We start from the raw sequence: 25,928 nt of genomic DNA on the forward strand, positions 1-25,928 counted from the left end.
CTCGGTCAACCGATCGGCTGATGCCCCTTCGAGCGCGATGGGCGATGCCCCGGCCCCTGCCCACCGGCGAGGCTCGACCCATGCCCATCATCGAAGTGCACGACCTGCGCAAGGCCTACGGCGGACGTCTCGTCGTCGACGGCGTGTCCTTCGCCGTCGAGGAGGGCGAGATCTTCGGCGTCCTCGGACCCAACGGCGCCGGCAAGACCACCACCGTGGAATGCGTCGAGGGGCTGCGCGTACCCGACGCCGGAACCGTCCGCGTCGCCGGACTCGACCCCGTCGCCGACCACGACCGCGTCACGCAGATCCTCGGCGCCCAGCTCCAGGAGAGCGAGCTGCAGGCCAAGCTCACCGTGCGCGAGGCGCTCGAACTGTACGCCGCGTTCTACCCGCACCCCGCCGACTGGCGCCCCCTCGCCGAACGCCTGCGCCTGACCGGCAAGCTGGACAGCCGCTTCGGCAAGCTCTCCGGCGGCCAGAAGCAGCGCCTGTTCATCGCGCTCGCCCTGATCGGGAACCCGAGGGTGGTCGTGCTCGACGAGCTGACCACCGGGCTCGACCCGCGCGCCCGCCGCGACACCTGGCAGCTCATCGAGGACGTACGGGACAGCGGCGTCACCGTCCTGCTCGTGACCCACTTCATGGAGGAGGCCCAGCGCCTGTGCGACCGCATCGCGGTCATCGACCAGGGGCGGATCGCCGCGCTCGACAGCCCCGCGGGCCTCATCAGCCGGGCCGCGGGCTCCACCGTCATGTCCTTCACGCCGTCCGCGCCGCTCGACGAGCGGGAACTCGCCGCGCTGCCACAGGTGGTCTCCGTCGGCCACCGCGACGGCCGCTACACCCTGAACGGCACCGACGCGACCGTCGACGCCGCCATCACGCTGCTCGCCAGACACCGCATCACCGCCCACCAACTCCGGGTCTCCGACGCCACGTTGGACGACGCGTTCCTCGACCTCACGGGGGCATCGGCATGAACGCCGCCGTACTCAGGGCCGAGTTCAGGATCTTCCGTCGCGAGCCGGGCTCCCTCTTCTGGATCATGGCGTTCCCTACGGTCCTCCTGCTGATCCTCGGCTCGATCGCCTCCTTCCGGAAACCCGAGGACTCCCTCGGCGGGCTCAGGACGATCGACGTGTACGTCCCCGTGACGGTGCTGCTCTCGCTGATCATGGCGGGCCTGCAGGCCATGCCGCCGCTCCTCACCGGCTACCGCGAACGCGGCATCCTGCGCCGCATGTCGGCCACGCCGGTCCGGCCCTCCGCCGTGCTCGGCGCGCAGATGGGCATCCACGGCGCCGCCGCGCTCGTCTCGGCCCTGCTCTCCCTGGCCGTGGGTCGCCTGGCCTTCGACGTGGTCCTGCCGCGCCAGGTCTTCGGCTACGCGATCGCGCTGCTCCTCGCCGTCCTGTGCGGGCTCGCGCTCGGCGCCGTGGTCTCCGCGATCTCCCGTACGACGAAGGCCGCGACCGCGATCGGCTCCGCCGTCTTCTTCCCGATGATGTTCTGCGCGGGCGTCTGGCTGCCGGTGCAGGCCATGCCGGACGCGCTCGCCCGGGCCGTGGAGATCACCCCGCTCGGTGCCGCCTCCCAGGCGCTCGGCGAGGCCGCCGCCGGGGACTGGCCCGGCTGGGTCCACCTGGGCGTCCTCGCGCTGTGGACGGTGGCCCTGACGGCCGGTGCCTCGCGCTGGTTCCGGTGGGAGTGACCGGGGAGTGACGGGGGAGTGACGGGAGAGCGGGGATGGGCGTGACCTGGACCGTCGAGGACACTGGGGCGGTGAGCACGAGCACGGCGGACGCCACGAGGATGATCGAGCAGCGGTGGGCCCTCTTCCACCGCTGGGGCCCCTATGCCCTGATGGGCTTCGGCGTCGTCATGTCCCTCGCCACGAGCGGCGTCGTCGGCATGAGCCGCGCCGACTGGTACGTGGCGGGGGCCCTGATCGGAGGGGGGCTCGCGCTCCAGCTCGGGTGGGGCGCCCTGGCCGCCTCCCGCCCCGGCCCCTCACCCGCCGGCACCGGCTACTACGCCCTGCGCTGGGCGATCGGCTTCGTCCTCACCTGGATCAACCCGTTCTTCGCGTTCTACGCCGTCGTCGCCTACTTCGACTCCGAGCGGCTGCTCCCCGCGCGCCTGGTCAAGCCCGGCCTGTTCCTCACCGCCGTCACCATGTCGGGCTCCCAGTCCGGTGGCCTCCCGCCGGACGGCGAGCTCGGCTGGGGCGTCTTCGGCGGGCTGCTCGCGGTGAACGTCGCGCTGCTCGCCGTCTTCGCCCACTTCGCGACACAGGAGGACCAGCGGGCCCGCGACGCCGCCGCCACCATCGTCGAACTGGAGCACGCCAACACCGCTCTCCAGGAGGCCATGGACGAGAACGCCGCCCTGCACGCCCAACTCCTCGTCCAGGCGCGGGAAGCAGGCGTCGCGGACGAGCGGCGCAGGCTCGCCGCGGAGATCCACGACACCATCGCGCAGGGCCTGACCGGCATCATCGCCCAGCTCCAGGTCGTGGCGTCCGCGTCCGACGAGACCCTGGCCCGCGAGCACCTGGGCCGCGCGGCGGACCTGGCCAGGCACAGCCTCGGCGAGGCCCGCCGCTCCGTCCACAACCTCTCCCCGACGGCCCTGGAGCACGACGCGCTCCCCGAGGCGCTGAAGAAGACGGTCGCGGAGTGGTCCGAACGCACCGGCGTCCGGGCCGCGCTCACGGTCACCGGCACCGCCGAGCCGCTGCACGAAGAGATCGAGGCGACGCTCCTGCGGATCGTCCAGGAGGCCCTGTCCAACACCTCCCGGCACGCGGCGGCCACCCGCCTCGGCGTCACCCTCTCGTACATGGACGACGAGGTCGCCCTGGACGTACGGGACGACGGCCGCGGCTTCGACCCGCTCACCCTGGTCCAGCGCACCGGCTCCGGCGGCTTCGGCCTCGACGGCATGCGGGTGCGCGCCGAACGCGTCGCGGGCTCGTTCACCGTCGAATCGGAGCCGGGGCACGGGACCGCGCTGTCGGCTCGCGTACCGTTGGTCCGCCATGGCTGATCCGATCACTGTGCTCATCGTCGACGACCATCCCGTCGTACGGGACGGTCTGCGCGGCATGTTCCGCTCGGACCCCTGCTTCGAGGTGCTCGGCGAGGCGGCCGACGGCGTCGAGGCCGTCGCCCTGGCGGACCGCCTGGACCCGGACGTCGTCCTGATGGACCTGCGCATGCCCGGCGGCAACGGCGTCGACGCGATCGCCGAGCTCAACCGGCGCGGCTCCCGGGCCCGGGTGCTCGTCCTGACCACGTACGACACGGACTCGGACACCCTGCCCGCGATCGAGGCGGGCGCGACGGGCTACCTCCTCAAGGACGCGCCCCGCGACGACCTGTTCACCGCGGTCCGCGCGGCGGCGCAGGGCCGCACCGTCCTGTCGCCCGCGGTCGCCTCCCGGCTCGTCTCACGCGTGCGTGCCCCCGGCAACGAAGCGCTGAGCACCCGTGAACGGGAGGTGCTCGCGCTCGTCGCCAAGGGCACGTCGAACCGTGCGATCGCCGCGGAGCTCTTCATCAGCGAGGCCACGGTCAAGACCCATCTCACGCACATCTACGGCAAGTTGGGCGTCAAGGACCGAGCCGCGGCCGTCGCGACGGCGTACGGCCGCGGCATCCTGAGCTGACCCGAGGGGTCAGGCGCGCTGCCAGAGAGCCGGGGTGTTCGGCGGCTCCCAGCCGGTCTGCGCCTGGTGGCCCTGGAGGCAGCGGTAGGTCGAACCGCCATAGGTGACCGTGTCACCGGGCGCGTAGACCTTGCCCGCGGCCCACGTGCCACCGGGCTCGGGGTCACCGGGGCCGGGGTCGCCGCCGCCCGTGGTCTTCAGCGTCAGGCCGAACTGCTGGAGCAGCGGATTGATCGGCTGGTGGTAGGTCGTCCCGCCGCTGGAGCAGTTGCCGGACCCACCCGAGGTGACGCCCTGCGCCTGGCTGCCGGATATGTAGGAGCCGCCCGAGTCGCCGGGCTCCGCGCACACCGTCGTACGCGTCACGCCGCTGATGGTGCCCTCGGGGTAGGTGACGCTGGTGTTGTGCTGCGAGATGGTGCCGCAGTGCCACCCCGTAGTGGAGCCGGAACGGCAGATCGACGCACCCACCGGGGACTGCGTGGAGCCCCCGACGCCGACCCGTTGCCCGCCCTGGCCCTTCACGTACGGGGTGGCGGTCCACTGGGAGTTGGTGGCGACCCAGGCCATGTCCCTGCCGGGGAAGACGGATGCCTGGAACGTGCCCTGGGCCACCTGGTTGTAGCCGCTGGTCGCGGTGCCGGCCCGCCCGCAGTGACCCGCCGTGGCGAAGCCCTGCTGCGTGCCCTTGGTGATCGGGAAGCCGATGGAACACCGGCCGCCCATGTAGTACGCGTCGCCGCCCACGAGGTCGTACAGCGGGCGCGGCCGTTCCTTGGTCTTCACCACGCGCACGAGGGAGGAGTCGACCCCCGCGGCGGCGACGAGGGACTTCGCGGCGGGGGCGTGCACGGCACGCACCACGATCGAGTTGGACCGCACGTCGACGTACCAGACGGGAGCGTCCCGAGTGGCCGCCTTCTTGGCGGCTCGGTCCAGCTTGGCCTTCGCGGCGTCCAGTTGGCCGGCGGAGTGCGGCACGACCTCGGCCCGTGCGCCGCGGGCCTCGATCGCGCGGACGTCGGAGGCGTCGGTGGTGGCCACGGTGAGGCGCGCCGAGGTGGCACCGTGCACCCAGGCGCCCGCGAAGTCACGGCCGAGCGCGGCCCGCAGGGCTCCCGCGACGGCGCCGGCCTCGGCCTCGTTGACCAGACGGGCCTCGGCCTGCGCCGACGTGAGGCCGAGATCCCGCTGCATGGCCTTCAGGACCTCGGGCGATGTCCTGTCGACGGCGGCGGTCTCGGCGGGGGAGGGTGAGGAGGGTGCGGGGGGACCGGCCTGGGCGTGCGCGGTGCCGGGCAGTCCTGCCAGGACCAGGGCACCGGCGGCGGCGAGGGCCGCTGCCGCGGCTCGTCTGCGGTGGATGGGGAGCACGGGGGATCTCCTCGGTGTCGAGGGCGAGCGGATCGCCCACACCGTAGAAGCCTCAACTGCCCACCAGTAGCTGTCAGCTGACCCCTGGCCCTGACGTTATGGAAGGCGCCGCCAGCCATGCCGTGTAGCTCTCGCTGCGGGCAGTCGCCTCCGCGTGGGCCGCGCGGGCCTGGGCGTACACGGCCGGGGCCGTGGTGTCGGCGCCGGTCGCCGGATGCCAGCCCAGGAGATGGCGCCAGTACAACGGCGATCCCGAGAGGGGGCGGGTCACCACGCCCGGTGTCGGCGGGAACGTCGCGCGGCAGAGCCCCACCGCCCGCCCGACCTGCACCAGGTGCACGCAGGACGCCACGTCCGTCTCGTACACGGAGGACGGCGTGAAACCCGCGCGGGCGCACGCCGCCGTGAAGCAGTCCGCGAAGCAGCCGTCGCCCGGCACGTCCGTCCACGCCTCGTCGGAGAGCAGCGCCAGATCGATCACCCGGCGGCCGGCCAGCGGGTGGTCCGTGGGCAGCATGACGAAGACGGGGTCGCGCGCCACCTCCCGCCACACCAGGAGCTCGTTCTCCGGCGGCGCGCTCGCCCCGCACGTGCCCACCAGCGCGAAGTCGAGGCGCCCGTCGGCCGTGCGGGAGGCGATCTCCCGCTCCGACCACGAGATGTAGGTCGTCACCGGCACCCCCGGGTGCGCGGCGGCGAGCCGGTCCACCAGGGCGCCGAGCAACGGCCCGTGCGTCGCGCCGAGCCGGAACCCCGCGTCGCCCTGCCATGCCGTGGAGAACCGCAGCGCCTCCTCCCGGAGGCCGCTGACCGCGGGCAGCACCACCCGGGCGCGGGCCAGCACGAACTCCCCGAGCGCGGTGGCCCGCACCCCGTGCCGTCCCCGCTCGAAGAGCTCCCCGCCCAAGGCGCGCTCGATCCGCTTGAGCTGCGCGCTCAGGGCGGGCTGCGCGAGCCCCAGCACGGTGGCTGCCTTGGTCAGGCTGCCCGCGTCGGCGATCGCCCGGATCGTCTTGAGGTGCCTCAACTCCAGGTCCATGCGCCGAGCCTGCCCGGTGCGGCGGACCGCGGCAATGGGCAGGTGCGGACCAATGCCCTCGCCCGGAGTCACCCGCCCGCGCCCGCCTCCGCGGCCCCCTCCCGTACCCGCAGCAACAGCACCGACCGCCCGGCCACCGTGACCGCCGTGTCGGCGCGCAGGACCGTGCCGGGCGCCTCCCCCTGCTCCTCCAGGGACGTGTCCACCACCACCTCGTACGCCTGTGCCCACGGCGCCCCCGGCAGCACGAAACTCCCGGCCCGGTCCGCCGCGTGCAGGATCGCGAGGAAGCTGTCGTCCACGACCGGCGCGCCCCGGGCGTCACGCCCCGGGATGTCACGGCCGGACAGATACATGCCGAGCGTCGCCGCCGGCGCGTACCAGTCGCCCTCCGTCATCTCCGTCCCGCGCGCCGTGAACCACGCCAGATCCCGCAGCCCGTCCGCCGAATGCGCACGCCCGGAGAAGAACGCCCGCCGCCGCAGCACGGGATGCCGGTGGCGCAGAGCGATCAGACGGGACGTCAGGTCGAAGAGCGCCGCCCACCCCGGCTCGTCGAGCAGCCCCCAGTCCACCCAGCTGACCTCGTTGTCCTGGCAGTACGCGTTGTTGCTGCCCCCCTGCGTACGCCCCATCTCGTCCCCGGCGACCAGCATCGGCACCCCCGTGGAGAGCAGCAGCGTCGTCAGGAGATTGCGCAGCTGGCGCCGCCGCAGCTCCGTCACCCGCTCATCGGCCGTCTCGCCCTCCGCGCCGCAGTTCCAGGCCCGGTTGTCGTCCGACCCGTCCCTGTTCCCCTCCCCGTTCGCCTCGTTGTGCTTCCGCTCGTACGACACCAGGTCCCGCAGCGTGAACCCGTCGTGCGCCGTCACGAAGTTCACCGACGCGTACGGACGGCGCCCGCCCCACGCGTACAGATCGCTCGACCCGGAGAGCCGGTACCCCAGATCCCGCACATCGGGCAGCGCGCCCCGCCAGAAGTCCCGCACCGCACCCCGGTAGCGGTCGTTCCACTCCGTCCACAGCGGAGGGAAGGCCCCCACCTGATAGCCGCCGGAGCCCACGTCCCACGGCTCGGCGATCAGCTTCACCCGCCGGAGCACCGGGTCCTGCGCGATCACCGCGAGGAACGGGGACAGCATGTCGACGTCGTGGAACGAGCGCGCCAGGGCCGCCGCGAGATCGAAGCGGAAACCGTCCACGCCCATCTCCGTCACCCAGTAGCGCAAGGAGTCCGTGATCAGCCGAAGGACGTGCGGCTGCACCACCTGAAGCGTGTTCCCGCAGCCCGTGTAGTCCGCGTACCGCCGCGCGTCGGACGGCTGAAGCCGGTAGTAGCCGCGGTTGTCGATGCCCTTGAGCGAGAACATCGGGCCCAGCTCGCCCGCCTCCGCCGTGTGGTTGTAGACCACGTCCAGGATCACTTCGATCCCGGCCTCGTGCAGCGCCCGCACCATCCGCTTGAACTCCCCGACCTGCTCACCCGTCGTCCCCGACGCCGCGTACGCCGCGTGCGGGGCGAAGTAGCCGATCGAGTTGTAGCCCCAGTAGTTGCGCAGGCCCCTGCGCAGGAGATGGTCCTCGTGGGCGAACTGGTGGACGGGCAGCAGCTCCACCGCCGTCACGCCGAGCCGCACGAGATGGTCGATCGCCGCCGGATGCGCGAGCCCCGCGTACGTACCCCGCAGCTCCTCCGGAATCCCCGGGTGCAGCTTGGTGAAGCCGCGTACATGGACCTCATAGATCACCGAGTCCGCCCACGGCGTCTTCGGGCGCCGGTCGTCCGCCCACTCGTCGTCCGGCGCGTCGTCGTGCACGACCACACCCTTGGGGACGTACGGCGCCGAGTCCCGGTCGTCCCTGACGGTGTCGGCCACGTGCTGCTGCGGCCAGTCCCGCACATGCCCGTACACCTCGGGCGGCAGCCCGTGCGTCGCGAAGTCGCCGTCCACCGCGCGCGCGTACGGGTCCAGGAGCAGCTTCGCCGGGTTCCAGCGCGCGCCCGTCCACGGGTCCCAGCGGCCGTGCACGCGGTAGCCGTAGCGCTGGCCAGGACGGACGCCCGGCACGAAGCCGTGCCATATCTCGTGCGTCAGCTCGGTCAGCGACGCGCGGGTCTCGGCGCCCCGGTCGTCGAAGAGGCAGAGCTCGACGGCCTGAGCGCCTCCCGCCCACAGCGCGAAGTTGGTGCCCGCGACACCGTCGGGCCCCACCCGGAACCGCGCGCCGAGCGGCGTCGGCGCCCCCGGCCACACGGGCACCGCGCGCGCGAGCGAGGCGGCCCGAGGAGCGGCGCGCGACTGCGTGGACGTCCCGTTCACGACAACGGCCTCCCCGTTCACGGCGGCCGCGCCGGTCCCGCGCCGCCCATCCCGGAGTGCTTCCTGTTCGGCTGCGCTGGACACCCATTCGCCTCCTGCGGCTCGACCCCTGCCGCGTCCCGGCGGCGGTGGCGTACCCGACCGGACGGCACGCGCGGACCCGCGGGTCCGTGCCGTCCTCCCCACTGTTCTGCCCAGCGTGTGCGTCGCACTCACGTTTCCCCAGGAGGGGGACGGTCGTTGGGACGGACGTGAGACAGGTAGCGAGGCGCGCTCGGCGCGCAGGGGCCGCGCTGGCCGCCGTGGTGACATGGGCAGGACTGCTCGCCGGTGCCGCGGGATGCAGCGGCGACGGCGACGGCATCGACAGGCTGATGGGCAAGCCACGGTCGCCCGCCGACGCGATCCGGGTGACGCCCGACGACGGCAGCAAGGGGGTCAAGGGAGACGAGAAGCTCCAGGTCGAGGTCCCCGACGGACGCCTCGAATCGGTGAAGGTCGTCCGCGTGCAGGACGCGCGGGAGCAGACCGTGCCCGGCCGCATCGACGAGGACGGCATGACCTGGAAGCCACTGGACGACAGCGGCCTCGCGCTCGCCGCGAAGTACTCGGTGGACGCCGTCGCCCTCGACGGCCACGGCCGCCGCTCGGCCCGGCACACGACGTTCACGACCGCCGTCCCCGACGAACGCTTCATCGCCTACGTCTCGCCGGAGGACCGCTCCACCGTCGGCACCGGCATGATCGTCTCCCTGGAGTTCAACCAGGAGATCGAGAATCTGGAAGCCGTCCAGCGCGCCATCAGCGTCACCGCGAAGCCCGCCGTAGACGTACGGCCGCACTGGTTCGGCAAGACCCGCGTGGACTTCCGCCCCGAGAAGTACTGGAAGCCCGGCACGAAGGTCACCGTCGGCCTGCGGCTGCGCGACGTCGAGGCCGCCCCCGGCGTCTACGGCCTCCAGGACAAGAGCTTCTCGTTCACGGTCGGCCGCAGCCAGACCTCCCTGGTCGACGCCGCCGAGCACACCATGGAGGTACGCCGCGACGGCGAGCTCCTCTCCACCGTCCCGATCACCGCGGGCGCCCCCAAGACCACCACGTACAACGGGAAGATGGTGGTCACGGAGATGCTGGAGGTGACCCGGATGAACAGCCGCACCGTCGGCTTCGGCGGCGAGTACAACATCCCCGACGTCCCCCACGCGGTCCGCCTGACGACCTCCGGCACCTTCCTGCACGGCAACTACTGGGCCCCGGACGCCCCCGGCAACACGAATGTCAGCCACGGCTGCATCGGCCTGCGCGACGTGAAGGGCGGCAGCTCACAGACCCCGGCGGGGTGGTTCTTCGACCGCACCCTGATCGGTGATGTGGTGGAAGTCGTCAACAGCGATGACAAGAAAGTCGCTCCTGACAACGGCCTCGGTGGCTGGAACATGGAGTGGAAGGACTGGACGGCGCGGCCCGCACCGGAGCCGAAGGCCGAGCCCACGGACCGGCGCTGAGGCAGGGTCCGCACCCCATGCGCAGTTGGGACTGAACAGTGACATTGGCGGGGAGTCATCGGTCAGGGCCGTGTGGTTATCTAGCGCAGGCGCGTGTCTGTGCGCGCTGAGGCACTGGGGTGCGGGCCTGACCAGGCCGTGCGAGGGGAGACACATCTTGAACGGGCGACCGATATCGGGGACGTCGGTTCGTGCGCGGGGGAGCGCACGACGACGGGGGACCAAGGGTCTCTTTGCGGTGGCATCGGGTGTGACGCTGCTGTTGGTCACGGCGTGCGGCGGGGGCGGCGGCTCGGACGCGGGCGGCGACGGCAAGGGCAAGGCGGCCGACAAGAACGCGCCGTCGACGGCGGTGGTGACCATAGCCCCGAAGGACGGCGCCGACTCGGTGGCCACCAGCGGCGCGCTGAAGATAGCCGCCGACAAGGGCAAGCTCTCGCAGGTCAAGGTCGAGGACAGCAAGGGCAATCCGGTCCCGGGCAAGATCGCCTCGGACGGCGCCACATGGACGCCGGCGCACCACCTGGCCGCCTCCACGAAGTACAAGGTCCACGCGATAGCCAAGGACTCCGAGGGACGTGAATCGGCCAAGGACACGTCGTTCACGACGCTGACGCCGAAGAACACCTTCATAGGCCAGTTCACGCCGGAGGACGGCTCGAAGGTCGGCGTGGGAATGCCGTTCTCGGTCCACTTCAACCGCGGCATCACCGAGCCCGAGGCCGTCGAGAAGGCCATCCAGATCAAGACCGAGCCGGCCGTGGACGTCGAGCCCCACTGGTTCGGCAACGACCGCATCGACTTCCGCCCCGAGAAGTACTGGAAGGCGGGGACGAAGGTCACCGTCAACCTCAACCTCGACGGTGTCGAGGGCCGGCCCGGGGTCTACGGCGAGCAGGCCAAGACCCTGAAGTTCACCATCGGCCGCAGCCAGGTCTCCACCGTCGACGCCAAGACGCACCAGATGAAGGTCGTCCGGGACGGCAAGCAGATCAAGAAGATCCCGATCACCGCGGGCGCCCCCGGCACGACGACGTACAACGGCCAGATGGTCATCAGCGAGAAGCTCGCGGTCACCCGCATGAACGGCGAGACCGTCGGCTTCGGCGGCGAGTACGACATCAAGGACGTCCCGCACGCGATGCGCCTGTCCACGTCGGGCACGTTCATCCACGGCAACTACTGGTCGGGCGGCGCCTTCGGCAACACCAACGCCAGCCACGGCTGCATCGGCCTGAGCGACGTGCGCGGCGGCTACAGCAAGAAGACGCCCGCGGGCTGGTTCTTCGCCAACTCCCTCATCGGTGACGTCGTGGTCGTGAAGAACTCCGCGGACAAGACGATCCAGCCCGAGAACGGCTACAACGGCTGGAACATGTCCTGGGAGAAGTGGAAGGCCTGACCGGTCGCCACTCCCGTGCGGGGCACGGCTAACGTGCCCCGCATGACATCTGTGCATCTCGAAGTCGCCGAAGGCGTCGGCACGATCCGCCTCGACCGCCCCCCGATGAACGCGCTCGACATCGCCCTCCAGGACCGGCTCAAGGAGCTGGCCGAGGAGGCGACCCGGCGCGACGACGTACGCGCCGTGATCATCTACGGCGGCGAGAAGGTGTTCGCGGCGGGCGCGGACATCAAGGAGATGCAGGCCATGGACCACACGGCGATGGTCGTGCGGTCCAGGGCCCTGCAGGACTCCTTCACCGCGGTCGCCCGCATCCCCAAGCCCGTCGTCGCCGCCGTCACCGGCTACGCGCTCGGCGGCGGCTGCGAGCTGGCCCTCTGCGCCGACTTCCGTATCGCCGCCGACAACGCCAAACTCGGCCAGCCCGAGATCCTGCTCGGCCTGATCCCCGGCGCGGGCGGTACCCAGCGGCTGTCCCGTCTGGTCGGCCCGTCCAAGGCCAAGGACCTCATCTTCACCGGCCGCATGGTCAAGGCCGACGAGGCGCTCACCATCGGTCTGGTGGACCGGGTCGTGCCCGCCGCCGAGGTGTACGAGCAGGCGCACCAGTGGGCCGCGCGGCTCGCACAGGGGCCCGCGCTCGCGCTGCGCGCCGCCAAGGAGGCCGTGGACGCGGGCCTCGAGACGGACATCGACACCGGGCTCGCGATCGAGCGCACCTGGTTCGCCGGTCTCTTCGCCACCGAGGACCGTGAGCGTGGCATGCGCAGCTTCGTCGAAGAGGGTCCCGGCAAGGCGAAGTTCCTCTGAATTTCCGCCTGGGAGCGATCAGTTGAGGCCGCGTCAGCCAAAGAGTCCCCCGAAGGAGCGGTTTATGCGCGACTTAAGGGAACCTTAAGTCCGGGCGCTCCGAGGCCGTAAGTGATCACCCGTAAGCGGGCAGTCATCGCAGGTCAGTGTGGGTGCGACAGGGTCCCCGCTGCCACTGGCATATGCCTACCCGGCCCCCCGGAACGGATGGTTCCGGGGGGCTTATTCCGTCGGAACGGCCCCGGAACGCGCCGTGTGCGGCCATGATGGGGGCATGGCGGGGCTGGAGGGTATCGAACAGCCGCGGCGACACGGGAGTGCGACCGCGGCGCGCTGGTCGCCGGCGGTCGAGGACGAACACGCGCTCAAAGCGCTCGAGTTGTTCGGCAATCCGACGGACGCGGAGGTTCCGCTGCCGTCGCGCCCGGAGTCCGCCGCCATCGCGCGCAGGCTCGCCCAGGTCGTGGTGCTCCGGCACTGGGGGCTCTCCCCGAAGCTGACCGAGGACGCGGTGCTCCTCACCTCCGAGCTCGTCGGCAACGCCGTGCGGCACACCGGCGCCCGTGTCTTCGGGCTGCGGATGATGCGGCGGCGCGGCTGGATCAGGGTCGAGGTGCGCGACCCCTCGCGCGGACTGCCCTGCCTGATGCCCGTCCAGGAGATGGACCTCAGTGGCCGCGGCCTCTTCCTGGTCGACAAGCTCTCCGACCGCTGGGGCGTGGATCTGCTGCCGCGCGGCAAGACGACCTGGTTCGAGATGCGGGTCGCCGACCGCTGACTGCCGACGGCTGACCGCTTGACCGCCGGCCGCTGGACGCTGGCCGCGGATACGCGAAAGCCCCCGGTCGCCGGTTGTGGCGCTGCGGGGGCCTGCGCGGGGCGCCGCGGACAAAGGGGTGTGGTCCACGGACGCCGTTGACGACCTGAGCCCGGGTCAATGGGGGTCGTGCCTCCGACTATGGCAGACGGGGGCCAGCGATCCAAAAGTCCCATTCCGGGCATAGGGCAACAATCCACGACAGTTCAAAGGTGAATCCTTGGTGAGATGGGACACCTGCCTGGTAAACGCTGGTTAAGTTCGAGCTGTGACAGGTGTTCCGCAAGTGTTCCGCAAGGTGCATCGAGGTGGACTCCCGCCTCCCGGTCCCGACCCGCGGCTCTCGCGTGCGCGCAATAAGCGCCTTCTGCCCTCTTTGCCCATTAAATGGTCGGGTGACCGAGACCGACCGCCGTGGAGCCCTGCGTACGGGCGCGTGCGCGAGCGCGAGCGCGGGATCGGGCGCCGGCCCGAGGCCGACGCCGACGCCCCCGAGGAGATCTCCGGCTGCGCCGAGCGTCCGCGCCGCCTCACCGGCTCGACCGGACCGCCGCGACCCGCGCGCGGTGACGACCACGGAGTTGCTGACCTGATGACCCTGCACCTGAACCTCACCCGGCGCACCGGAGCGGTCGTCGCCGCCGGTGCCGTCGTCGCCGCCGCGCTCGCCGGATGCGGCGGCGAGCCCCGCGAGGACGAAGCCCTCGGTACCAAGGGCATCCAGAAACCCACGAAGCCCAAGGCCGAGGACGGTCTGCCGGGGATGCCGCCCGTCCTCGACCCCAAGGACGTCTACGCGGCCGACCGCCCGGGCAAGCTCTCCCCGGTGGTCAAGGACTTCCCCTCCCGGATCTACGTCCCCAACACCAACTCCAACACCGTCTCGGTCATCGACCCCGAGTCGTACGAGGTCATCGACACGATCGACGTCGGGGTCCAGCCGCAGCACGTCGTCCCCTCCTGGGACATGAAGACGCTCTGGGTCAACAACAACCGCGGTCACACGCTCACGCCCATCGATCCCAAGACCGGCAAGGCGGGCAAGCCGGTCGACGTGCACGACCCGTACAACCTCTACTTCACGCCCAACGGCAAGTACGCCATCGTGATGGCCTCCATGGACCGCGAGCTCGTCTTCCGCGACCCGCACACCATGAAGAAGGTCAAGACCGAACCGGTCAGCTGCTACGGCGTCAATCACGCCGACTTCTCCGCCGACGGCCGCTACTTCATCGTCTCCTGCGAGTTCTCGGGTGAACTCCTGAAGGTCGACACGGAGAAAATGAAGGTGGTCGCCCAGCAGAAGCTGCCCTTCAAGGGTGCGATGCCGCAGGACGTGAAGATCTCGCCCGACGGCAAGACCTTCTACGTCGCCGACATGATGGCGGACGGCATGTGGGTCCTGAGCGGCGACAAGTTCGACAAGCCGAAGCTCCTGCCGACCGGCAAGGGCACCCACGGCCTGTACGTCAGCCGGGACTCACGCGAGATGTACGTGTCCAACCGCGGCGAGGGCACCGTCTCCGTCTTCGACTTCCCCAAGAACAAGCTCACCAAGAAGTGGAAGCTCCCCCAGGGCGGCAGCCCCGACATGGGCGGGGTGTCGGCGGACGGCAACACCCTCTGGCTGTCGGGCCGTTACGACTCCGAGGTCTACGCCATCGACACCCGCACAGGAGTCCAGACCGCCCGCATCCCGGTGGGTGGCGGCCCACACGGCCTCGCGGTCTACCCGCAGCCGGGCCGCTACTCGCTCGGACACACGGGGATCTTCCGCTGAGCAATACGCCTGAGTACTACAACGGTTGACCACCACGGCCACCGGGCACCACAAGGGTAGATCCAGCCGACCTCCCCTCTGCCTTCCAGGAGGCTGCCCGTGCTCAAAGGCATCGACGTCAGCTCGTACCAGTCCACCTTCGACACGGACGGCATCTCCTTCGTCATCATAAAAGCGACGGAGGGCCGCTCGTACGTCAACCCAAGGCTGACGGCACAGACGAAGCGGGCACGGGACGGCGGCTGCGTGGTCGGCTTCTACCACTTCCTGTGGCCGGGGAACATCAAGGCACAGGCGGAGTACTTCGTCAGCAAGTCCCCTGAGAAGTCAGGGGACTTGCTAGCGGTGGACTGGGAGTGGACGGGCGAACACACCCGAGCGAGCAACGCGGAGAAGGACCGGTTCATCCGTGAGGTGAAGAGGCTGCGGCCTTCGCACAGGTGCCTGCTCTACTGCAACAGAAATTTCTGGACCACCTACGACAGCACATCATTCGCCGGCGACGGCCTCTGGATCGCCGACTACGTCACGGCGGGCAAGCCCCGCATCCAGGCGAAGTGGCGCATCCACCAGTACACGTCGACGCCGTTGGACAAGAATGTGGCGGACTTCGCCAGCAAGCAGGCAATGCGGGACTGGGCCACGGTCGACTGACCGTTCGTCTAAGGCTCTTCCGCCGCGAGCGGTTCTTCCCGGAACCGCTTCGCGGGTGGCTGGTTGATGTAATCGTTCAGCAGGCCGAATGTGCGCAGGTGGTCCGGCAGGGCCTCGTACCAGGCGAGCCCGTAGGCATTGCAGTTCGAGCAGACGAGGCCACGGACACACATGCCGCAGCTCCTGCCCACCTTGCAACAGGAGTGGTCGTGATCGACATGCGGGGTCCGCATCCCTGCCTCAGTGATTCCACATATCGCGCAACGCTCGCCCTGGAACCGCCAGAGCTGGTCGAGGAATTCCTTGGTCACGTTGTAGTGACTGAGCCGGACGCGCTCGGAATTGCATGGCTTGCAGTAGGGCCGTAGGGCGCCTGCGCGGTTCACCGCTGAATACGCCGATGTCGGCTTGTTCTCGCCGCATCCGAGGCACTCGACGAACCCGCTCTCGACCATCGCCTGGTAGGTCGCGTTGTCCCTCTTCCTCCGTAGAGGAGCTAACGGGCGCCCTGCGGACTGCTGTTGGTAGTGGCCATTGCACAGGCCCTTGGCCAAGGCGGCCCTCTGGCAGTTGTCGAACCGGCAGTTCCGGTGAATGCCGTCAGTCGTAGTGGTGTGTTGAATACGCGAGAGCGCCTTGCCTCTATGGGTCTGTGTGTAGTGGGTCCGACACATCCCTTTCGTGAAGGCATGCCTGTCGGAGGTCCGGTCGCACGCCCACCCGTCTCCCTTGGCCGAACAGATACGCATGGATCGATCAACGAACCGGGTGGAAGCGGGTCACCTCGGTGCCGTGGAGGGACGCCGAGGTGACACGGCAGTTCGATTAGGCGCGCCACTCCGCCGTGCGTTCCGGGGATGCCTCGGACAGGGCCTTGGTGACTGCTTCCGTGTCCTTGGCCAGGCCGTAGACCGGGGTGCCCGGCTGTTGGCGCCAGGAGTTGTCCTGGCCGCCGTTGTCGACGGTGTCGAAGCCGATCTCGTCGATGAGGTCGCGTACGACCTTCTTCGCGGCCTCGTCGTCGCCGGAGACCGGGAGGGCGACGCGGCCGGGGGTGCCCTTGGGCTGGGGCTTGTCGAGGATGTCCTGGGCGTATGTGCCGTTGAATGCCTTGATGACCGGGTGGCCGATCTGGCGCTCGGTCCAGCGGCTCTCGGTCAGGCCCTCCTCGATCTCGGCGATCTTCCCGTCACGCTGCTGGGGGTAGTAGTTGCCGGTGTCGATGACGGCGGCGTTCTCGGCTGCGCCGTCGAGGAAGCCGGACGGCAGGTTCGGGACGGCCTTCAGCGGGATCGTCACGACGACGACCTGGGCGCCGCGCGCGGCTTCCTCGACCGGTACGGCCGTGGCGCCGGTCTCCTCGACGAGGTCGGTGAGGGTGTGCGGGCCACGGGAGTTCGCGACGGACACGTCGTGGCCGAGGGCCGTGAGGCGACGGGTGAGGTTGCCGCCGATGTTGCCCGCGCCGATGATGCCGATCTTCATGACTGACCCCTCCGGGGGTGGTTCGCCGGTGTCGTGAGGTAACTCGTAACTCGTAACGGAGCCAACCTCCGGAATGGGTGGAGTATTCCGGGCCGGTGTTTCCGGTCGGCTGGATCGGCCTCCCTCAGAGTTTCACCACGAGCTTGCCGATGTGCGTATTGGACTCCATCAGGCGGTGCGCGTCCGCGTAGAAGTGGATCTTCAGGGCCGGCAGCCAAAGGAGCTCCGCGGGGCGCGGGTCGAGCCAGCCGTAGGCGACGACGGTGCCGCCCTCCGGGGTGAGCGCCTGCGCCAGGGGGCGGAAGCCGGGGCCGTGCTGCGGGAGGGCCGCGCGCTCGCCTCCGGCGCCGTGGACGACGTACTGACGAGCGACCGGATCAGCAAATGCTTCGACCACCCGGTGCGGCTTGAGCGCACGGAAGGGCGGTGGAGCGTGCGGGCGGCGCGGCGCGCCCGCTGAACACGCGGGAGGGGCCCGGCGCTCTCGCGTACCGGGCCCCTCCTGCGTACGGCCACTACTTCTTGTTCAGGCTCGCCCAGAACTCGTCGAAGGAGAGGCGCTTGTCCTTGTCGGTGTCCTTGGTGCCGATCACGGCCTCGGCCACCGTCTCGGTGACGTAGAAGTCCCCCATCTTGGCCATGGCCGACTTCCACTCCGCCGCTGTGATGAAGCCGTCGCCGTCCGCGTCGAACTGGTCGAACGTCTTACGCGCTTCCTCGATGTCCGCCACCGGATCCACCCCTTCTTCGTGCATTACTGACGAGGGTCAGGGTATCGGCCGTCCGAGCCCGCGATCACAAGGAGTACGCCCATGGCCAGCACCCCTGCGACGCTCGGCACCATCCTCGACGCGGCGGCCCACGGTCGGTTCCCGCCGCCCGACGGCACGACCACCGTCGTCCCGCAGCCCTGCCACCGCGACGCGGGGGTGCTCGCCTTCACCGCGCACTCGGTGGTCTTCACGGACGAGGACCCGCGGTGGGTGCACGCCACCCTCGCCGCGCTCGACTGCGATCCGCTGGCCGCCACGATGAACCCGCTGTTCCTTGCCGCCTTCCTGGAGCGGACGGGCCGCGCGACGGACACCACCGACCTCCTGACCGTGGCCGACACCCTGCCGGGCGCCCCCGAACCGGCCCTGGACCTCCGCGAGATCGACGACCCCGACCACCCCCGGGTGGCCCGTGCCCGCAAGCGCCGCGACGACGTGCGGGTGTGGGCCTCCGCCGGGGGCGGGGTGCTGGTCCTCGGCCGGGGACTCGCCGGGCGCTGGGAGGCGGCGATCGAGGTCGACGAGGACGTACGCCACCGGGGCCTGGGCCGAGCGCTCGCCCTCGCCGCCCGGCACCTGGCGCCCGGCGCGTCCCACGTATGGGCGCAGCAGTCCCCGGGCAACGCGCGCAGCGTGCGGGTCTTCCAGGCGGCGGGGTACCGGCCGGTGGGCGCGGAGGCGCTGTTCGTGGCGCGCTGAGGGCCTCAGTGGCGGACCCCAGCGGCGGGAATCAGCACTCGATGATGTTCACCGCGAGCCCGCCCCGCGCCGTCTCCTTGTACTTGACGCTCATGTCGGCGCCCGTGTCCTTCATGGTCTTGATGACCTTGTCGAGGGACACCTTGTGGCTGCCGTCGCCGCGCATCGCCATCTTCGCCGCGGTCACGGCCTTGACCGCCGCCATGCCGTTGCGCTCGATGCACGGGATCTGGACGAGGCCGCCGACCGGGTCGCAGGTCAGGCCGAGGTTGTGCTCCATGCCGATCTCGGCGGCGTTCTCGACCTGCTCGGGGCTGCCGCCGAGAACCTCGGCGAGGGCGCCCGCGGCCATCGAGCAGGCGGAGCCGACCTCGCCCTGGCAGCCGACCTCGGCGCCGGAGATCGAGGCGTTCTCCTTGAAGAGCATGCCGATCGCGCCCGCCGCGAGGAGGAAGCGGACCACGCCGTCCTCGTCGGCTCCGGGGATGAAGTTCATGTAGTAGTGCAGGACCGCCGGGATGATGCCCGCCGCGCCGTTCGTCGGGGCGGTCACGACGCGGCCGCCCGCCGCGTTCTCCTCGTTCACGGCCATCGCGTAGAGGGTGATCCACTCCATGGCGCGGGCCTGCGGGTCGCCCTCGGCCCGGAGCTGGCGCGCCGAGTTGGCCGCGCGGCGGCGGACCTTGAGGCCGCCCGGCAGGATGCCCTCGCGGGACATGCCGCGGGACACGCAGGACTGCATGACGCCCCAGATGTCCAGGAGGCCCGAGCGGATCTCCTCCTCCGTGCGCCAGGCCTTCTCGTTCTCCAGCATCAGCGCGGAGATGGACAGGCCGGTCTCCTTGGCGAGGCGCAGCAGCTCGTCGCCCGTGCGGAAGGGGTGCTTGAGGACCGTGTCGTCCGGCACGATCGGGTTCTCGCCGGCCACCGCGTCCTCGTCGACCACGAAGCCGCCGCCCACGGAGTAGTACGTCTTCTCCAGGACGAGGCCGCCCTCATGGTCGTACGCGAAGATCGTCATGCCGTTGGCGTGGTACGGCAGGGCCTTGCGGCGGTGCAGGACCAGGTCCTCGTCGAAGTCGAAGTCGATCTCGTGCATGCCGAGGATGTTGATGCGGCCGCTCGACTTGATCTGCTCGACGCGGTCGTCCGCCGACTCCACGTCCACCGAGCGCGGCGACTCGCCCTCCAGGCCGAGCAGCACCGCCTTCGGGGTGCCGTGGCCGTGGCCCGTCGCGCCGAGCGAGCCGTAGAGCTCGGCCCGTATGGCGGTGGTGTGGGCCATCAGGCCCTCGTTCTTGAGGCGGCTCGCGAAGATGCGGGCGGCGCGCATGGGACCGACCGTGTGGGAGCTGGACGGGCCGATGCCGATCGAGAACAGGTCGAAGACCGAGAGGGCCACGAGAAACTCCAAGAGTGGTTGGTAGACGCCGTTGTCTGCCAGAGCATTCAGCGGCGCGACAGCGCCTCGGTTGAGGGTGGTGGCGGGCGACGGGTGGGCGGTGCAGAAAGCAGGGCGTGAGCCGGGGCATGGGCCGGGGCATGGGCCGGGGCACCGCACTCACTGTCCTCACTGTCCAGTGTGCGCGGTGCCCCGAAGGTCCGTACGAAAGAAAGCGTACGAAAATGCTACAGGTTGGGGTACAGCGGGTGCTTTTCCGCCAAGGCGGTGACGCGGGCCTTCAGGGATTCCGCGTCGAAGCCCGGCTTCAGCGCCTCGGCGATGATGTCGGCGACCTCACGGAAGTCGTCCTCCTGGAAGCCGCGGGTCGCGAGCGCGGGCGTACCGATCCGCAGGCCCGAGGTGACCATCGGGGGGCGCGGGTCGTTCGGGATCGCGTTGCGGTTGACCGTGATGCCGACCTCGTGGAGGCGGTCCTCGGCCTGCTGGCCGTCCAGCTCGGAGTTGCGCAGGTCCACCAGGACCAGGTGCACGTCCGTGCCGCCGGACAGGACGTCGACGCCGACGGCCTTCGCGTCGTCCTGCACCAGGCGCTCGGCCAGGATGCGGGCGCCGTCCAGGGTGCGCTGCTGGCGCTCCTTGAACTCCTCGGAGGCCGCGACCTTGAAGGAGACGGCCTTGGCCGCGATCACGTGCTCCAGCGGGCCGCCCTGGAAGCCGGGGAAGACCGCCGAGTTCAGCTTCTTCGCGAACGCCTTGTCGCGGGCCAGGATGACGCCGCCGCGCGGGCCGCCGAGCGTCTTGTGCGTGGTGGAGGTCACCACGTCCGCGTACGGCACCGGGTTCGGGTGCAGACCGGCGGCGACGAGACCGGCGAAGTGCGCCATGTCGACCCACAGCTTCGCGCCGACCTCGTCGGCGATCCGGCGGAACTCCGCGAAGTCCAGCTGACGCGGGTAGGCGGACCAGCCCGCGATGATCACCTTGGGGCTGTTCTCCTTGGCCAGGCGCTCGACCTCGGCCATGTCGACCAGACCGGCCTCGTCCACGTGGTACGCGACCACGTTGAACTGCTTGCCGGAGAAGTTCAGGCGCATGCCGTGGGTGAGGTGGCCGCCGTGCGCCAGGTCGAGGCCGAGGATCGTGTCGCCGGGCTGGGCGATCGCGAAGAGGGCGGCCTGGTTGGCGGAGGCGCCGGAGTGCGGCTGGACGTTGGCGTACTCGGCGCCGAACAGGTCCTTGATCCGGTCGATCGCGATCTGCTCGGTGACGTCGACGTGCTCACAGCCGCCGTAGTACCGGCGGCCGGGGTAGCCCTCGGCGTACTTGTTGGTGAGGACCGTGCCCTGGGCCTCCATGACGGCGACGGGAGCGAAGTTCTCCGAGGCGATCATTTCCAGGGTGGACTGCTGACGGTGGAGCTCGGCGTCGACGGCGGCGGCGACGTCCGGGTCCAGCTCGTGGAGAGGGGTGTTGAGAAGCGACATCAGGTGGTCCCTAAGGGTCTTCGGGGGGCTTCAGCTGCCGGAGAACTCGGTGTACTCGTCCGCGGAGAGCAGGTCCTTCGGCTCCTCCGAGACGCGCACCTTGAAGAGCCAACCACCCTCGAACGGGGCGGAGTTGACGAGCGACGGGTCTTCCACGACGTCCTGGTTCGACTCGACGACCTCGCCGGTGACCGGCGAGTAGAGGTCGCTGACGGACTTGGTCGACTCGAGCTCGCCGCACGTCTCGCCCGCGGTCACCGCGGCACCGGCCTCGGGCAGGTCGGCGTAGACGACGTCACCGAGCGCGTTGGCCGCGTGCTCCGTGATGCCGACGGTCGCCACACCGTCCTCGACGGCCGAGAGCCACTCGTGCTCCTTGCTGTAACGCAGCTGCTGGGGGTTGCTCATGACCTGAATTCTCCTGTACGCGGGGGAGTGCTGATGGACGAGGCTGTTGTGCGGGGTGTCACTTCTGGCGCTTGTAGAACGGCAGCGCCACGACCTCGTACGGCTCGTGCGTGCCCCGGATGTCCACGCCGACACCCTCACTGCCGGGGGTGGCGTGCGCCGCGTCGACATACGCGATGGCGATCGGCTTGCCCAGCGTGGGGGACGGTGCACCCGAGGTGACCTCGCCGATGACCTTGCCGTCGGCGACCACGGAGAAGCCCGCGCGCGGGACGCGGCGGCCTGAAGCGATCAGACCGACCAGCTTGCGCGGGGGAGCGGCCTCGGCGCGCTCCGCGGCGGCCGCGAGCGCCGCGCGCCCCACGAAGGTGTCGGACTGCGAGGTCTTCTCGAACTTGACGACCCGGCCGAGGCCCGCGTCGAAGGGCGTCAGCTCCGCGGTCAGCTCGTGCCCGTACAGCGGCATGCCCGCCTCAAGACGCAGCGTGTCGCGGCAGGAGAGACCGGCGGGGACCAGGCCCGCGGGCTCGCCGGCCTCCATGAGCGCGTTCCACAGCTTCTCGGCGTCGCCGGGCGCGACGAACAGCTCGAAGCCGTCCTCGCCCGTGTAGCCCGTGCGGGCGATCAGCGCGGGCACGCCCGCGACCGTGCCGGGCAGGCCCGCGTAGTACTTGAGGCCGTCCAGGTCGGCATCCGTGAGTGACTTCAGGATGCCGGGGGACTCGGGACCCTGGACGGCGAGCAGGGCGTACGCGTCACGGTCGTCGCGGACCTCGGCGTCGAAGCCCTCGGCGCGGGCGGTCAGCGCGTCGAGCACGACCTGGGCGTTCGAGGCGTTGGCGACCACCATGTACTCGGGGGTCTCGGGCTTGCCGAGCCGGTAGACGATCAGGTCGTCCAGGATGCCGCCGTCCTCGGCACAGATCATCGTGTAGCGGGCGCGGCCGACACCGATGGAGCCGATGTTGCCGACGAGCGCGAAGTTCAGGAGGTCCACGGCCTCGGGCCCCCGGACCGTGATCTCGCCCATGTGGGAGAGGTCGAAGAGACCGGCCTTGGTGCGCACGGCGTTGTGCTCGTCGCGCTCGCTCGCGTACCGCAGCGGCATGTCCCAGCCCGCGAAGTCGGTCATGGTCGCGCCGAGCGCACGATGCACGGCATCGAGTGCGGTCAGACGGGGGGCAGTACTCATTCGTGGAACTCCCAGGGGCATGACGGGCGAGGTCGATCCTCCCCATCTGTCATCGGAACCTGAGAGGTTCACCACGACCCGTACGTATGAGGGTCATGACTTGCACCTTGGGTGGAGCCGCGCAGGCGGCCCGCTTTTCAGATGTGCCTCGCCCGCGCGGTACGGGGCCTGAGAGATTCAAGGGAGGGACTTGCTCCTTCGGCGCCCCGGTGCGTCGTGCGACGGTCACCGGGAACTCTCCCGCGCGGATTCAAACGGCCTGTATGGAGTTTGCGCGCACATCATTGCACGCGCCTGCGTCACAAGGCAGTGCCAGTCCAGTAATGCTGTTGTGCCGCATTACCTTCTCTTTACACTTGCCGGGGAAGCTGCGGGAAGCAGGTACGTGACCGCTAAGGGGAGGCCGATCACGGTGCGCAGGACGAGTGTCTACGCGACCAACACAGGGGTGGCCCTGCCCAAACAGGCCGCCGCCCCCACCAGGGAGAGCTGCGGCCCCCTGCCGGCGGCCGTCGTCCGCGACCTGCGGCAGCGGACCGGCCACAGCCCGTACCGGCTCACGTTCGGCGAGGGCGATCTGATCGTCGTCTCCGGGCTGCCGGGCAGCGGCAAGTCCACGCTGATGCGCAGAGCCGTCGCCGGCCCCCGCATCGACTCGCAGGACACCCGCGACCGCTGGGCCCGGCGCATGCCGAGCCTCCTGCCGTACGCGGTGTACCGCCCGCTGGTCCGCATCGCGCACTACGCGGGCCTGCGCAAGGCCCTGCGCTCCGGCGAGGGCGTCGTGGTGCACGACTGCGGCACCCAGGCCTGGGTGCGCCGCTGGCTGGCCCGCGAGGCCGCGCGGCGCGGCACCACCCTGCACCTGCTGCTGCTCGACGTGCCGCCGGACACCGCCATAGAGGGGCAGCTCGCGCGCGGGCGCGGCGTGTCGCGGTACGCCTTCGCGCGCCACCGCAGGACGGTCGGCCGGCTCGTCGGCGCCGCCGAGCGCGGCGACCTGCCGCGCGGCTGCGGCTCGGCGGTGCTTCTGGACCGGACGGCGGCCGGGGTGCTGCGGGGGATCGGCTTCGGGGACTGAGCCGCCCGCCGCGTTAGGGTCGTGCCGCAGGCAGAGCGGGACCGATCAGGGGTTAGAAGAGATGGACATTCCGGCGCAGGCGCACGCCCATCCCTACGGAGGATGGCCGGGCAACGAACTCGAAGAGGTGCTCGCGGCATCCCTGGGCACCCCCGGAGCGCCCCGGGCGTCCGCGGGGGCCCGCATCGTCGAGGTGCTCGGCCGCAGCCACGTCTGGGTCCCGCTGCCGAACGGCGGGGGCCCGGACAGCGGCACCCTCGACCTGCCCACGCTGGAGATCGACGGCCAGGCCTATGTCCCCGTCTTCAGCTCCGAGCAGCAGTTCCACCAGGCCACCGGCGGGCGCATGGGCTGCACCGTGGCGCCCGCCGTGGAGTTCGCGCGCGGCCTGCCCCCGCAGCTGGGCATCGCGGTCAACCCGGACGGCACGGTCGGTGTGCCGCTGCCGCCGCCCGCCGTCGCCGAACTCTGCCGCGCCGGGCGCACCCCGCTGGACGGCCCCGCGACCGGCGGCCGCGTACGCCTCTTCGAACCGGACTGGCAGGAGGACCCGGTCGACTTCCTGTCCGCCGCCGCCCGCGAGTTCGAGGCCACCGGCGTCGTCCTGAGCGCCCGCCGCTGCCTGGCCAGCGTCGAGGGCGGTGACCCCGCACTGTTCGTCGGCGTCGAACTGACCTCCTGGGAGGGCAACGAGCGCGAGCTCCCGATGGAAGCCCTGGGCCGCGCACTGGGGCAGTCCCCGGTGGCCTGGCCGGTGAACCTGGTGCTGCTCGACGTGGCCCAGGACCCGGTCGCCGACTGGATGCGCGAGCGCGTCAGGACCTTCTTCGTCCGGACACCGGGACACGAGCACGGACATGTGTAAGGACATGTGCAGGTACGTGTGTGAGGGTGCCGTACGTCAAGTCGGTGTCAGGATCGCCGCATAAGCTGGTTTCATGAGCCGGAGTTCCACCGGGTCAGCGGGTCATCGCGAAGGGGCGGTTAAGGGTGAGTGCGTCGGGCACGGCTGCGGCCGGGCAGGTCGAGCACATGCTGCGCCAGGTGACGCCGGGGCGCTATGACGCCTACGAGGCGCTCCTGCGGGCGCTCGCCGCCGACCAGGTGTGGATGCTGCTCTGGCACGGCCAGGCCGGATCCCCCGACGCCCAGTACGGGAACATGGAGGTCGAGGGCCTGGGTTACGCCCCGTGCGTGACCTCGGCCCAGGAGCTCTCCGCCAGTGGCTGGAACCGCTCGTACGAGGTGGTCGGCGGTCTCGACATCGCCCGCACCCTCTTCCCCGACCACTACGGCCTCTGGCTGAACCCCCACGCGCCCGGCGGCGGTGTCGGCATCCCCTGGCTCGACCTGCGGCGCATCGCCTCGGGCCTCGACCTGCTGCCCGCGGGGCCGCTCAGGCTCACCGAACCGGCCATCGAGATCCCCCAGTTCTACGCCCTGCTCACGCAGAACGCCCACCGCACCCCCGCGGTCCGCTCGCTGCGCCGCGCCTGGGTGCAGCCCGCGCTCGGCGCCCCGTATCTGGCCATCGGTCTCGATGTGTACGACACCTCGCCGGCGTCGGTCGACGGGGTGCGCACGATGATGCAGCAGTCGATCGCCGCGGTCCCCGACGGCCTGCCCGTGTCGACGGTCGCGATGTCCGACCAGTACGACCCGGTGGCCATGTGGCTGCGTGCCAACGCGCGCCCCTTCTACGACCGCGAGGCCCAGCCCGCACCGGCGCCCGCGGGCGGTTACGGCTACCCCGCGCAGTACTGAACCGGCGCCGCGCCCCTCCCCGAGAGGGCCTTGAACCGGCCACCGCGGCTCGTATACCTGCCCTGACCGTCACGATGTCCGTTCTGATGGTGGAGGGGGCCTATGGGCTCCCGTGGCACCTTGCGACCCAACTGCCCCGTGTTCGACCCTCGTTCACGTGCGTCCGGATAACGGAACACCTCGATCAGCATCACGGTTGCGCATCCATTCACCGTCAAGGCTGGTAACAGATCGCGACCCCGATGAAGACTCCCGCACC

Annotated in this window: 25 protein-coding genes and 2 riboswitches; of the genes, 14 read left to right on the top strand and 11 right to left on the bottom strand. The window is 70.5% G+C overall.

From position 1 onward, the window contains the following. Positions 1–80: 80 nt before the first annotated feature. The 4 genes from ACWFRU_RS30975 (at position 81) to ACWFRU_RS30990 (ending at position 3,673) form a co-directional block, all read left to right on the top strand. Positions 81–983, top strand: a complete 903-nt coding sequence (locus tag ACWFRU_RS30975) for an ABC transporter ATP-binding protein (protein WP_453691419.1) — start codon at positions 81–83, stop codon at positions 981–983. Next, complete coding sequence (locus tag ACWFRU_RS30980; RefSeq protein WP_453691420.1) at positions 980–1,714, top strand: ABC transporter permease; 735 nt, start codon at positions 980–982, stop codon at positions 1,712–1,714. The genes ACWFRU_RS30975 and ACWFRU_RS30980 overlap by 4 nt, the downstream gene beginning before the upstream one ends. Positions 1,715–1,815: 101 nt before the next feature. Beyond that, the gene (locus tag ACWFRU_RS30985) at positions 1,816–3,051 is read left to right on the top strand and encodes a sensor histidine kinase (RefSeq protein ID WP_453691601.1); all 1,236 of its coding nucleotides are present in this window, start codon (positions 1,816–1,818) and stop codon (positions 3,049–3,051) included. After that, entirely contained in the window at positions 3,044–3,673 is a 630-nt protein-coding gene (locus tag ACWFRU_RS30990; RefSeq protein WP_453691421.1) for a response regulator, read from the top strand. Before ACWFRU_RS30985 ends, ACWFRU_RS30990 begins: the two co-directional genes overlap by 8 nt. 9 nt (positions 3,674–3,682) lie before the next feature. On the opposite strand, the gene ACWFRU_RS30995 is transcribed toward ACWFRU_RS30990, so the two are convergent. From ACWFRU_RS30995 to glgX, 3 genes are all read right to left on the bottom strand, one after another. Next, positions 3,683–5,047 carry an alpha-lytic protease prodomain-containing protein gene (locus tag ACWFRU_RS30995; RefSeq protein WP_453691422.1) on the bottom strand — a complete coding sequence of 455 codons (1,365 nt, stop codon included), beginning with the start codon at positions 5,045–5,047 and terminating at the stop codon, positions 3,683–3,685. Between the two features lie 73 nt (positions 5,048–5,120). Further along, a complete protein-coding gene (locus ACWFRU_RS31000; RefSeq protein WP_453691423.1) occupies positions 5,121–6,086 on the bottom strand; it encodes a LysR substrate-binding domain-containing protein in 966 nt (321 codons plus the stop codon). A gap of 68 nt (positions 6,087–6,154) precedes the next feature. Continuing rightward, entirely contained in the window at positions 6,155–8,491 is a 2,337-nt protein-coding gene (glgX, locus tag ACWFRU_RS31005; protein ID WP_453691424.1) for a glycogen debranching protein GlgX, read from the bottom strand. Between the two features lie 221 nt (positions 8,492–8,712). Here glgX and ACWFRU_RS31010 point away from each other — a divergent pair, with 221 nt between their 5' ends. From ACWFRU_RS31010 to ACWFRU_RS31035, 6 genes are all read left to right on the top strand, one after another. Next, positions 8,713–9,912: an Ig-like domain-containing protein gene (locus ACWFRU_RS31010; protein WP_453691602.1), complete on the top strand. Its 1,200-nt coding sequence runs from the start codon at positions 8,713–8,715 to the stop codon at positions 9,910–9,912. 157 nt (positions 9,913–10,069) lie between these two features. Continuing rightward, on the top strand, positions 10,070–11,314 hold the full coding sequence (locus ACWFRU_RS31015) for a L,D-transpeptidase (protein WP_453691425.1): 1,245 nt from the start codon (positions 10,070–10,072) through the stop codon (positions 11,312–11,314). Positions 11,315–11,356: 42 nt separating this feature from the next. Further along, on the top strand, positions 11,357–12,127 hold the full coding sequence (locus ACWFRU_RS31020) for an enoyl-CoA hydratase/isomerase family protein (protein WP_363212398.1): 771 nt from the start codon (positions 11,357–11,359) through the stop codon (positions 12,125–12,127). A gap of 169 nt (positions 12,128–12,296) precedes the next feature. Next, a complete protein-coding gene (locus tag ACWFRU_RS31025; RefSeq protein ID WP_453691603.1) occupies positions 12,297–12,905 on the top strand; it encodes an ATP-binding protein in 609 nt (202 codons plus the stop codon). 631 nt (positions 12,906–13,536) lie between these two features. After that, positions 13,537–14,724: a YncE family protein gene (locus ACWFRU_RS31030; protein WP_453691605.1), complete on the top strand. Its 1,188-nt coding sequence runs from the start codon at positions 13,537–13,539 to the stop codon at positions 14,722–14,724. Between the two features lie 99 nt (positions 14,725–14,823). Next, positions 14,824–15,378, top strand: coding sequence for a glycoside hydrolase family 25 protein (locus ACWFRU_RS31035; RefSeq protein WP_453691426.1), 555 nt, complete (start codon positions 14,824–14,826; stop codon positions 15,376–15,378). A gap of 8 nt (positions 15,379–15,386) precedes the next feature. Here ACWFRU_RS31035 and ACWFRU_RS31040 read toward each other — a convergent pair whose 3' ends face one another. The 4 genes from ACWFRU_RS31040 to ACWFRU_RS31055 form a co-directional block, all read right to left on the bottom strand. After that, positions 15,387–16,127, bottom strand: a complete 741-nt coding sequence (locus tag ACWFRU_RS31040) for an endonuclease domain-containing protein (protein WP_453691427.1) — start codon at positions 16,125–16,127, stop codon at positions 15,387–15,389. 76 nt (positions 16,128–16,203) lie between these two features. Further along, entirely contained in the window at positions 16,204–16,863 is a 660-nt protein-coding gene (locus ACWFRU_RS31045; RefSeq protein ID WP_453691428.1) for an NADPH-dependent F420 reductase, read from the bottom strand. A gap of 124 nt (positions 16,864–16,987) precedes the next feature. After that, entirely contained in the window at positions 16,988–17,260 is a 273-nt protein-coding gene (locus ACWFRU_RS31050) for a hypothetical protein (RefSeq protein WP_453691429.1), read from the bottom strand. A 118-nt stretch (positions 17,261–17,378) separates the two neighbouring features. Continuing rightward, on the bottom strand, positions 17,379–17,594 hold the full coding sequence (locus tag ACWFRU_RS31055) for an EF-hand domain-containing protein (protein WP_363212409.1): 216 nt from the start codon (positions 17,592–17,594) through the stop codon (positions 17,379–17,381). Positions 17,595–17,675: 81 nt separating this feature from the next. Here ACWFRU_RS31055 and ACWFRU_RS31060 point away from each other — a divergent pair, with 81 nt between their 5' ends. Further along, positions 17,676–18,335 carry a GNAT family N-acetyltransferase gene (locus ACWFRU_RS31060; RefSeq protein WP_453691430.1) on the top strand — a complete coding sequence of 220 codons (660 nt, stop codon included), beginning with the start codon at positions 17,676–17,678 and terminating at the stop codon, positions 18,333–18,335. 31 nt (positions 18,336–18,366) lie between these two features. Here the strand turns inward: ACWFRU_RS31060 and ACWFRU_RS31065 are convergent, their stop codons facing one another. The 4 genes from ACWFRU_RS31065 to gcvT form a co-directional block, all read right to left on the bottom strand. After that, positions 18,367–19,737 (bottom strand): L-serine ammonia-lyase, encoded by a 1,371-nt coding sequence (locus ACWFRU_RS31065; RefSeq protein ID WP_453691607.1) that lies wholly within the window; start codon positions 19,735–19,737, stop codon positions 18,367–18,369. Between the two features lie 227 nt (positions 19,738–19,964). Then, complete coding sequence (gene glyA / locus ACWFRU_RS31070; RefSeq protein ID WP_453691431.1) at positions 19,965–21,224, bottom strand: serine hydroxymethyltransferase; 1,260 nt, start codon at positions 21,222–21,224, stop codon at positions 19,965–19,967. A 30-nt stretch (positions 21,225–21,254) separates the two neighbouring features. Beyond that, positions 21,255–21,632: a glycine cleavage system protein GcvH gene (gcvH, locus tag ACWFRU_RS31075; RefSeq protein WP_453691432.1), complete on the bottom strand. Its 378-nt coding sequence runs from the start codon at positions 21,630–21,632 to the stop codon at positions 21,255–21,257. A gap of 58 nt (positions 21,633–21,690) precedes the next feature. Then, positions 21,691–22,824 (bottom strand): glycine cleavage system aminomethyltransferase GcvT, encoded by a 1,134-nt coding sequence (gene gcvT / locus ACWFRU_RS31080; RefSeq protein ID WP_453691433.1) that lies wholly within the window; start codon positions 22,822–22,824, stop codon positions 21,691–21,693. A gap of 36 nt (positions 22,825–22,860) precedes the next feature. Beyond that, a riboswitch (glycine riboswitch) is annotated at positions 22,861–22,971 on the bottom strand. Beyond that, a riboswitch (glycine riboswitch) is annotated at positions 22,972–23,077 on the bottom strand. A gap of 153 nt (positions 23,078–23,230) precedes the next feature. Between gcvT and ACWFRU_RS31085 the strand changes: the two genes are divergently transcribed. From ACWFRU_RS31085 to ACWFRU_RS31095, 3 genes are all read left to right on the top strand, one after another. Further along, on the top strand, positions 23,231–23,905 hold the full coding sequence (locus ACWFRU_RS31085) for an AAA family ATPase (RefSeq protein ID WP_453691609.1): 675 nt from the start codon (positions 23,231–23,233) through the stop codon (positions 23,903–23,905). A gap of 61 nt (positions 23,906–23,966) precedes the next feature. Further along, entirely contained in the window at positions 23,967–24,770 is an 804-nt protein-coding gene (locus tag ACWFRU_RS31090) for an enhanced serine sensitivity protein SseB (protein ID WP_453691434.1), read from the top strand. Positions 24,771–24,895: 125 nt separating this feature from the next. Beyond that, entirely contained in the window at positions 24,896–25,669 is a 774-nt protein-coding gene (locus ACWFRU_RS31095; RefSeq protein WP_453691435.1) for an enhanced serine sensitivity protein SseB C-terminal domain-containing protein, read from the top strand. Positions 25,670–25,928 lie beyond the last annotated feature (259 nt).

This window comes from Streptomyces sp. NPDC055099 (assembly GCF_053607685.1).

Bases quoted from the DNA above. Each gene is read 5' to 3' on its own strand.
- ACWFRU_RS30975 (WP_453691419.1), top strand. From the start codon at position 81: ATGCCCATCATCGAAGTGCACGACCTGCGCAAGGCCTACGGCGGACGT.
- ACWFRU_RS31060 (WP_453691430.1), top strand. From the start codon at position 17,676: ATGGCCAGCACCCCTGCGACGCTCGGCACCATCCTCGACGCGGCGGCC.
- ACWFRU_RS30990 (WP_453691421.1), top strand. From the start codon at position 3,044: ATGGCTGATCCGATCACTGTGCTCATCGTCGACGACCATCCCGTCGTA.
- ACWFRU_RS31090 (WP_453691434.1), top strand. From the start codon at position 23,967: ATGGACATTCCGGCGCAGGCGCACGCCCATCCCTACGGAGGATGGCCG.
- ACWFRU_RS30980 (WP_453691420.1), top strand. From the start codon at position 980: ATGAACGCCGCCGTACTCAGGGCCGAGTTCAGGATCTTCCGTCGCGAG.
- glyA (WP_453691431.1), bottom strand. From the start codon at position 21,224: ATGTCGCTTCTCAACACCCCTCTCCACGAGCTGGACCCGGACGTCGCC.
- ACWFRU_RS31045 (WP_453691428.1), bottom strand. From the start codon at position 16,863: ATGAAGATCGGCATCATCGGCGCGGGCAACATCGGCGGCAACCTCACC.
- ACWFRU_RS31020 (WP_363212398.1), top strand. From the start codon at position 11,357: ATGACATCTGTGCATCTCGAAGTCGCCGAAGGCGTCGGCACGATCCGC.
- ACWFRU_RS31000 (WP_453691423.1), bottom strand. From the start codon at position 6,086: ATGGACCTGGAGTTGAGGCACCTCAAGACGATCCGGGCGATCGCCGAC.
- ACWFRU_RS30985 (WP_453691601.1), top strand. From the start codon at position 1,816: ATGATCGAGCAGCGGTGGGCCCTCTTCCACCGCTGGGGCCCCTATGCC.
- ACWFRU_RS31030 (WP_453691605.1), top strand. From the start codon at position 13,537: ATGACCCTGCACCTGAACCTCACCCGGCGCACCGGAGCGGTCGTCGCC.
- gcvT (WP_453691433.1), bottom strand. From the start codon at position 22,824: ATGAGTACTGCCCCCCGTCTGACCGCACTCGATGCCGTGCATCGTGCG.
- ACWFRU_RS31040 (WP_453691427.1), bottom strand. From the start codon at position 16,127: ATGCGTATCTGTTCGGCCAAGGGAGACGGGTGGGCGTGCGACCGGACC.
- gcvH (WP_453691432.1), bottom strand. From the start codon at position 21,632: ATGAGCAACCCCCAGCAGCTGCGTTACAGCAAGGAGCACGAGTGGCTC.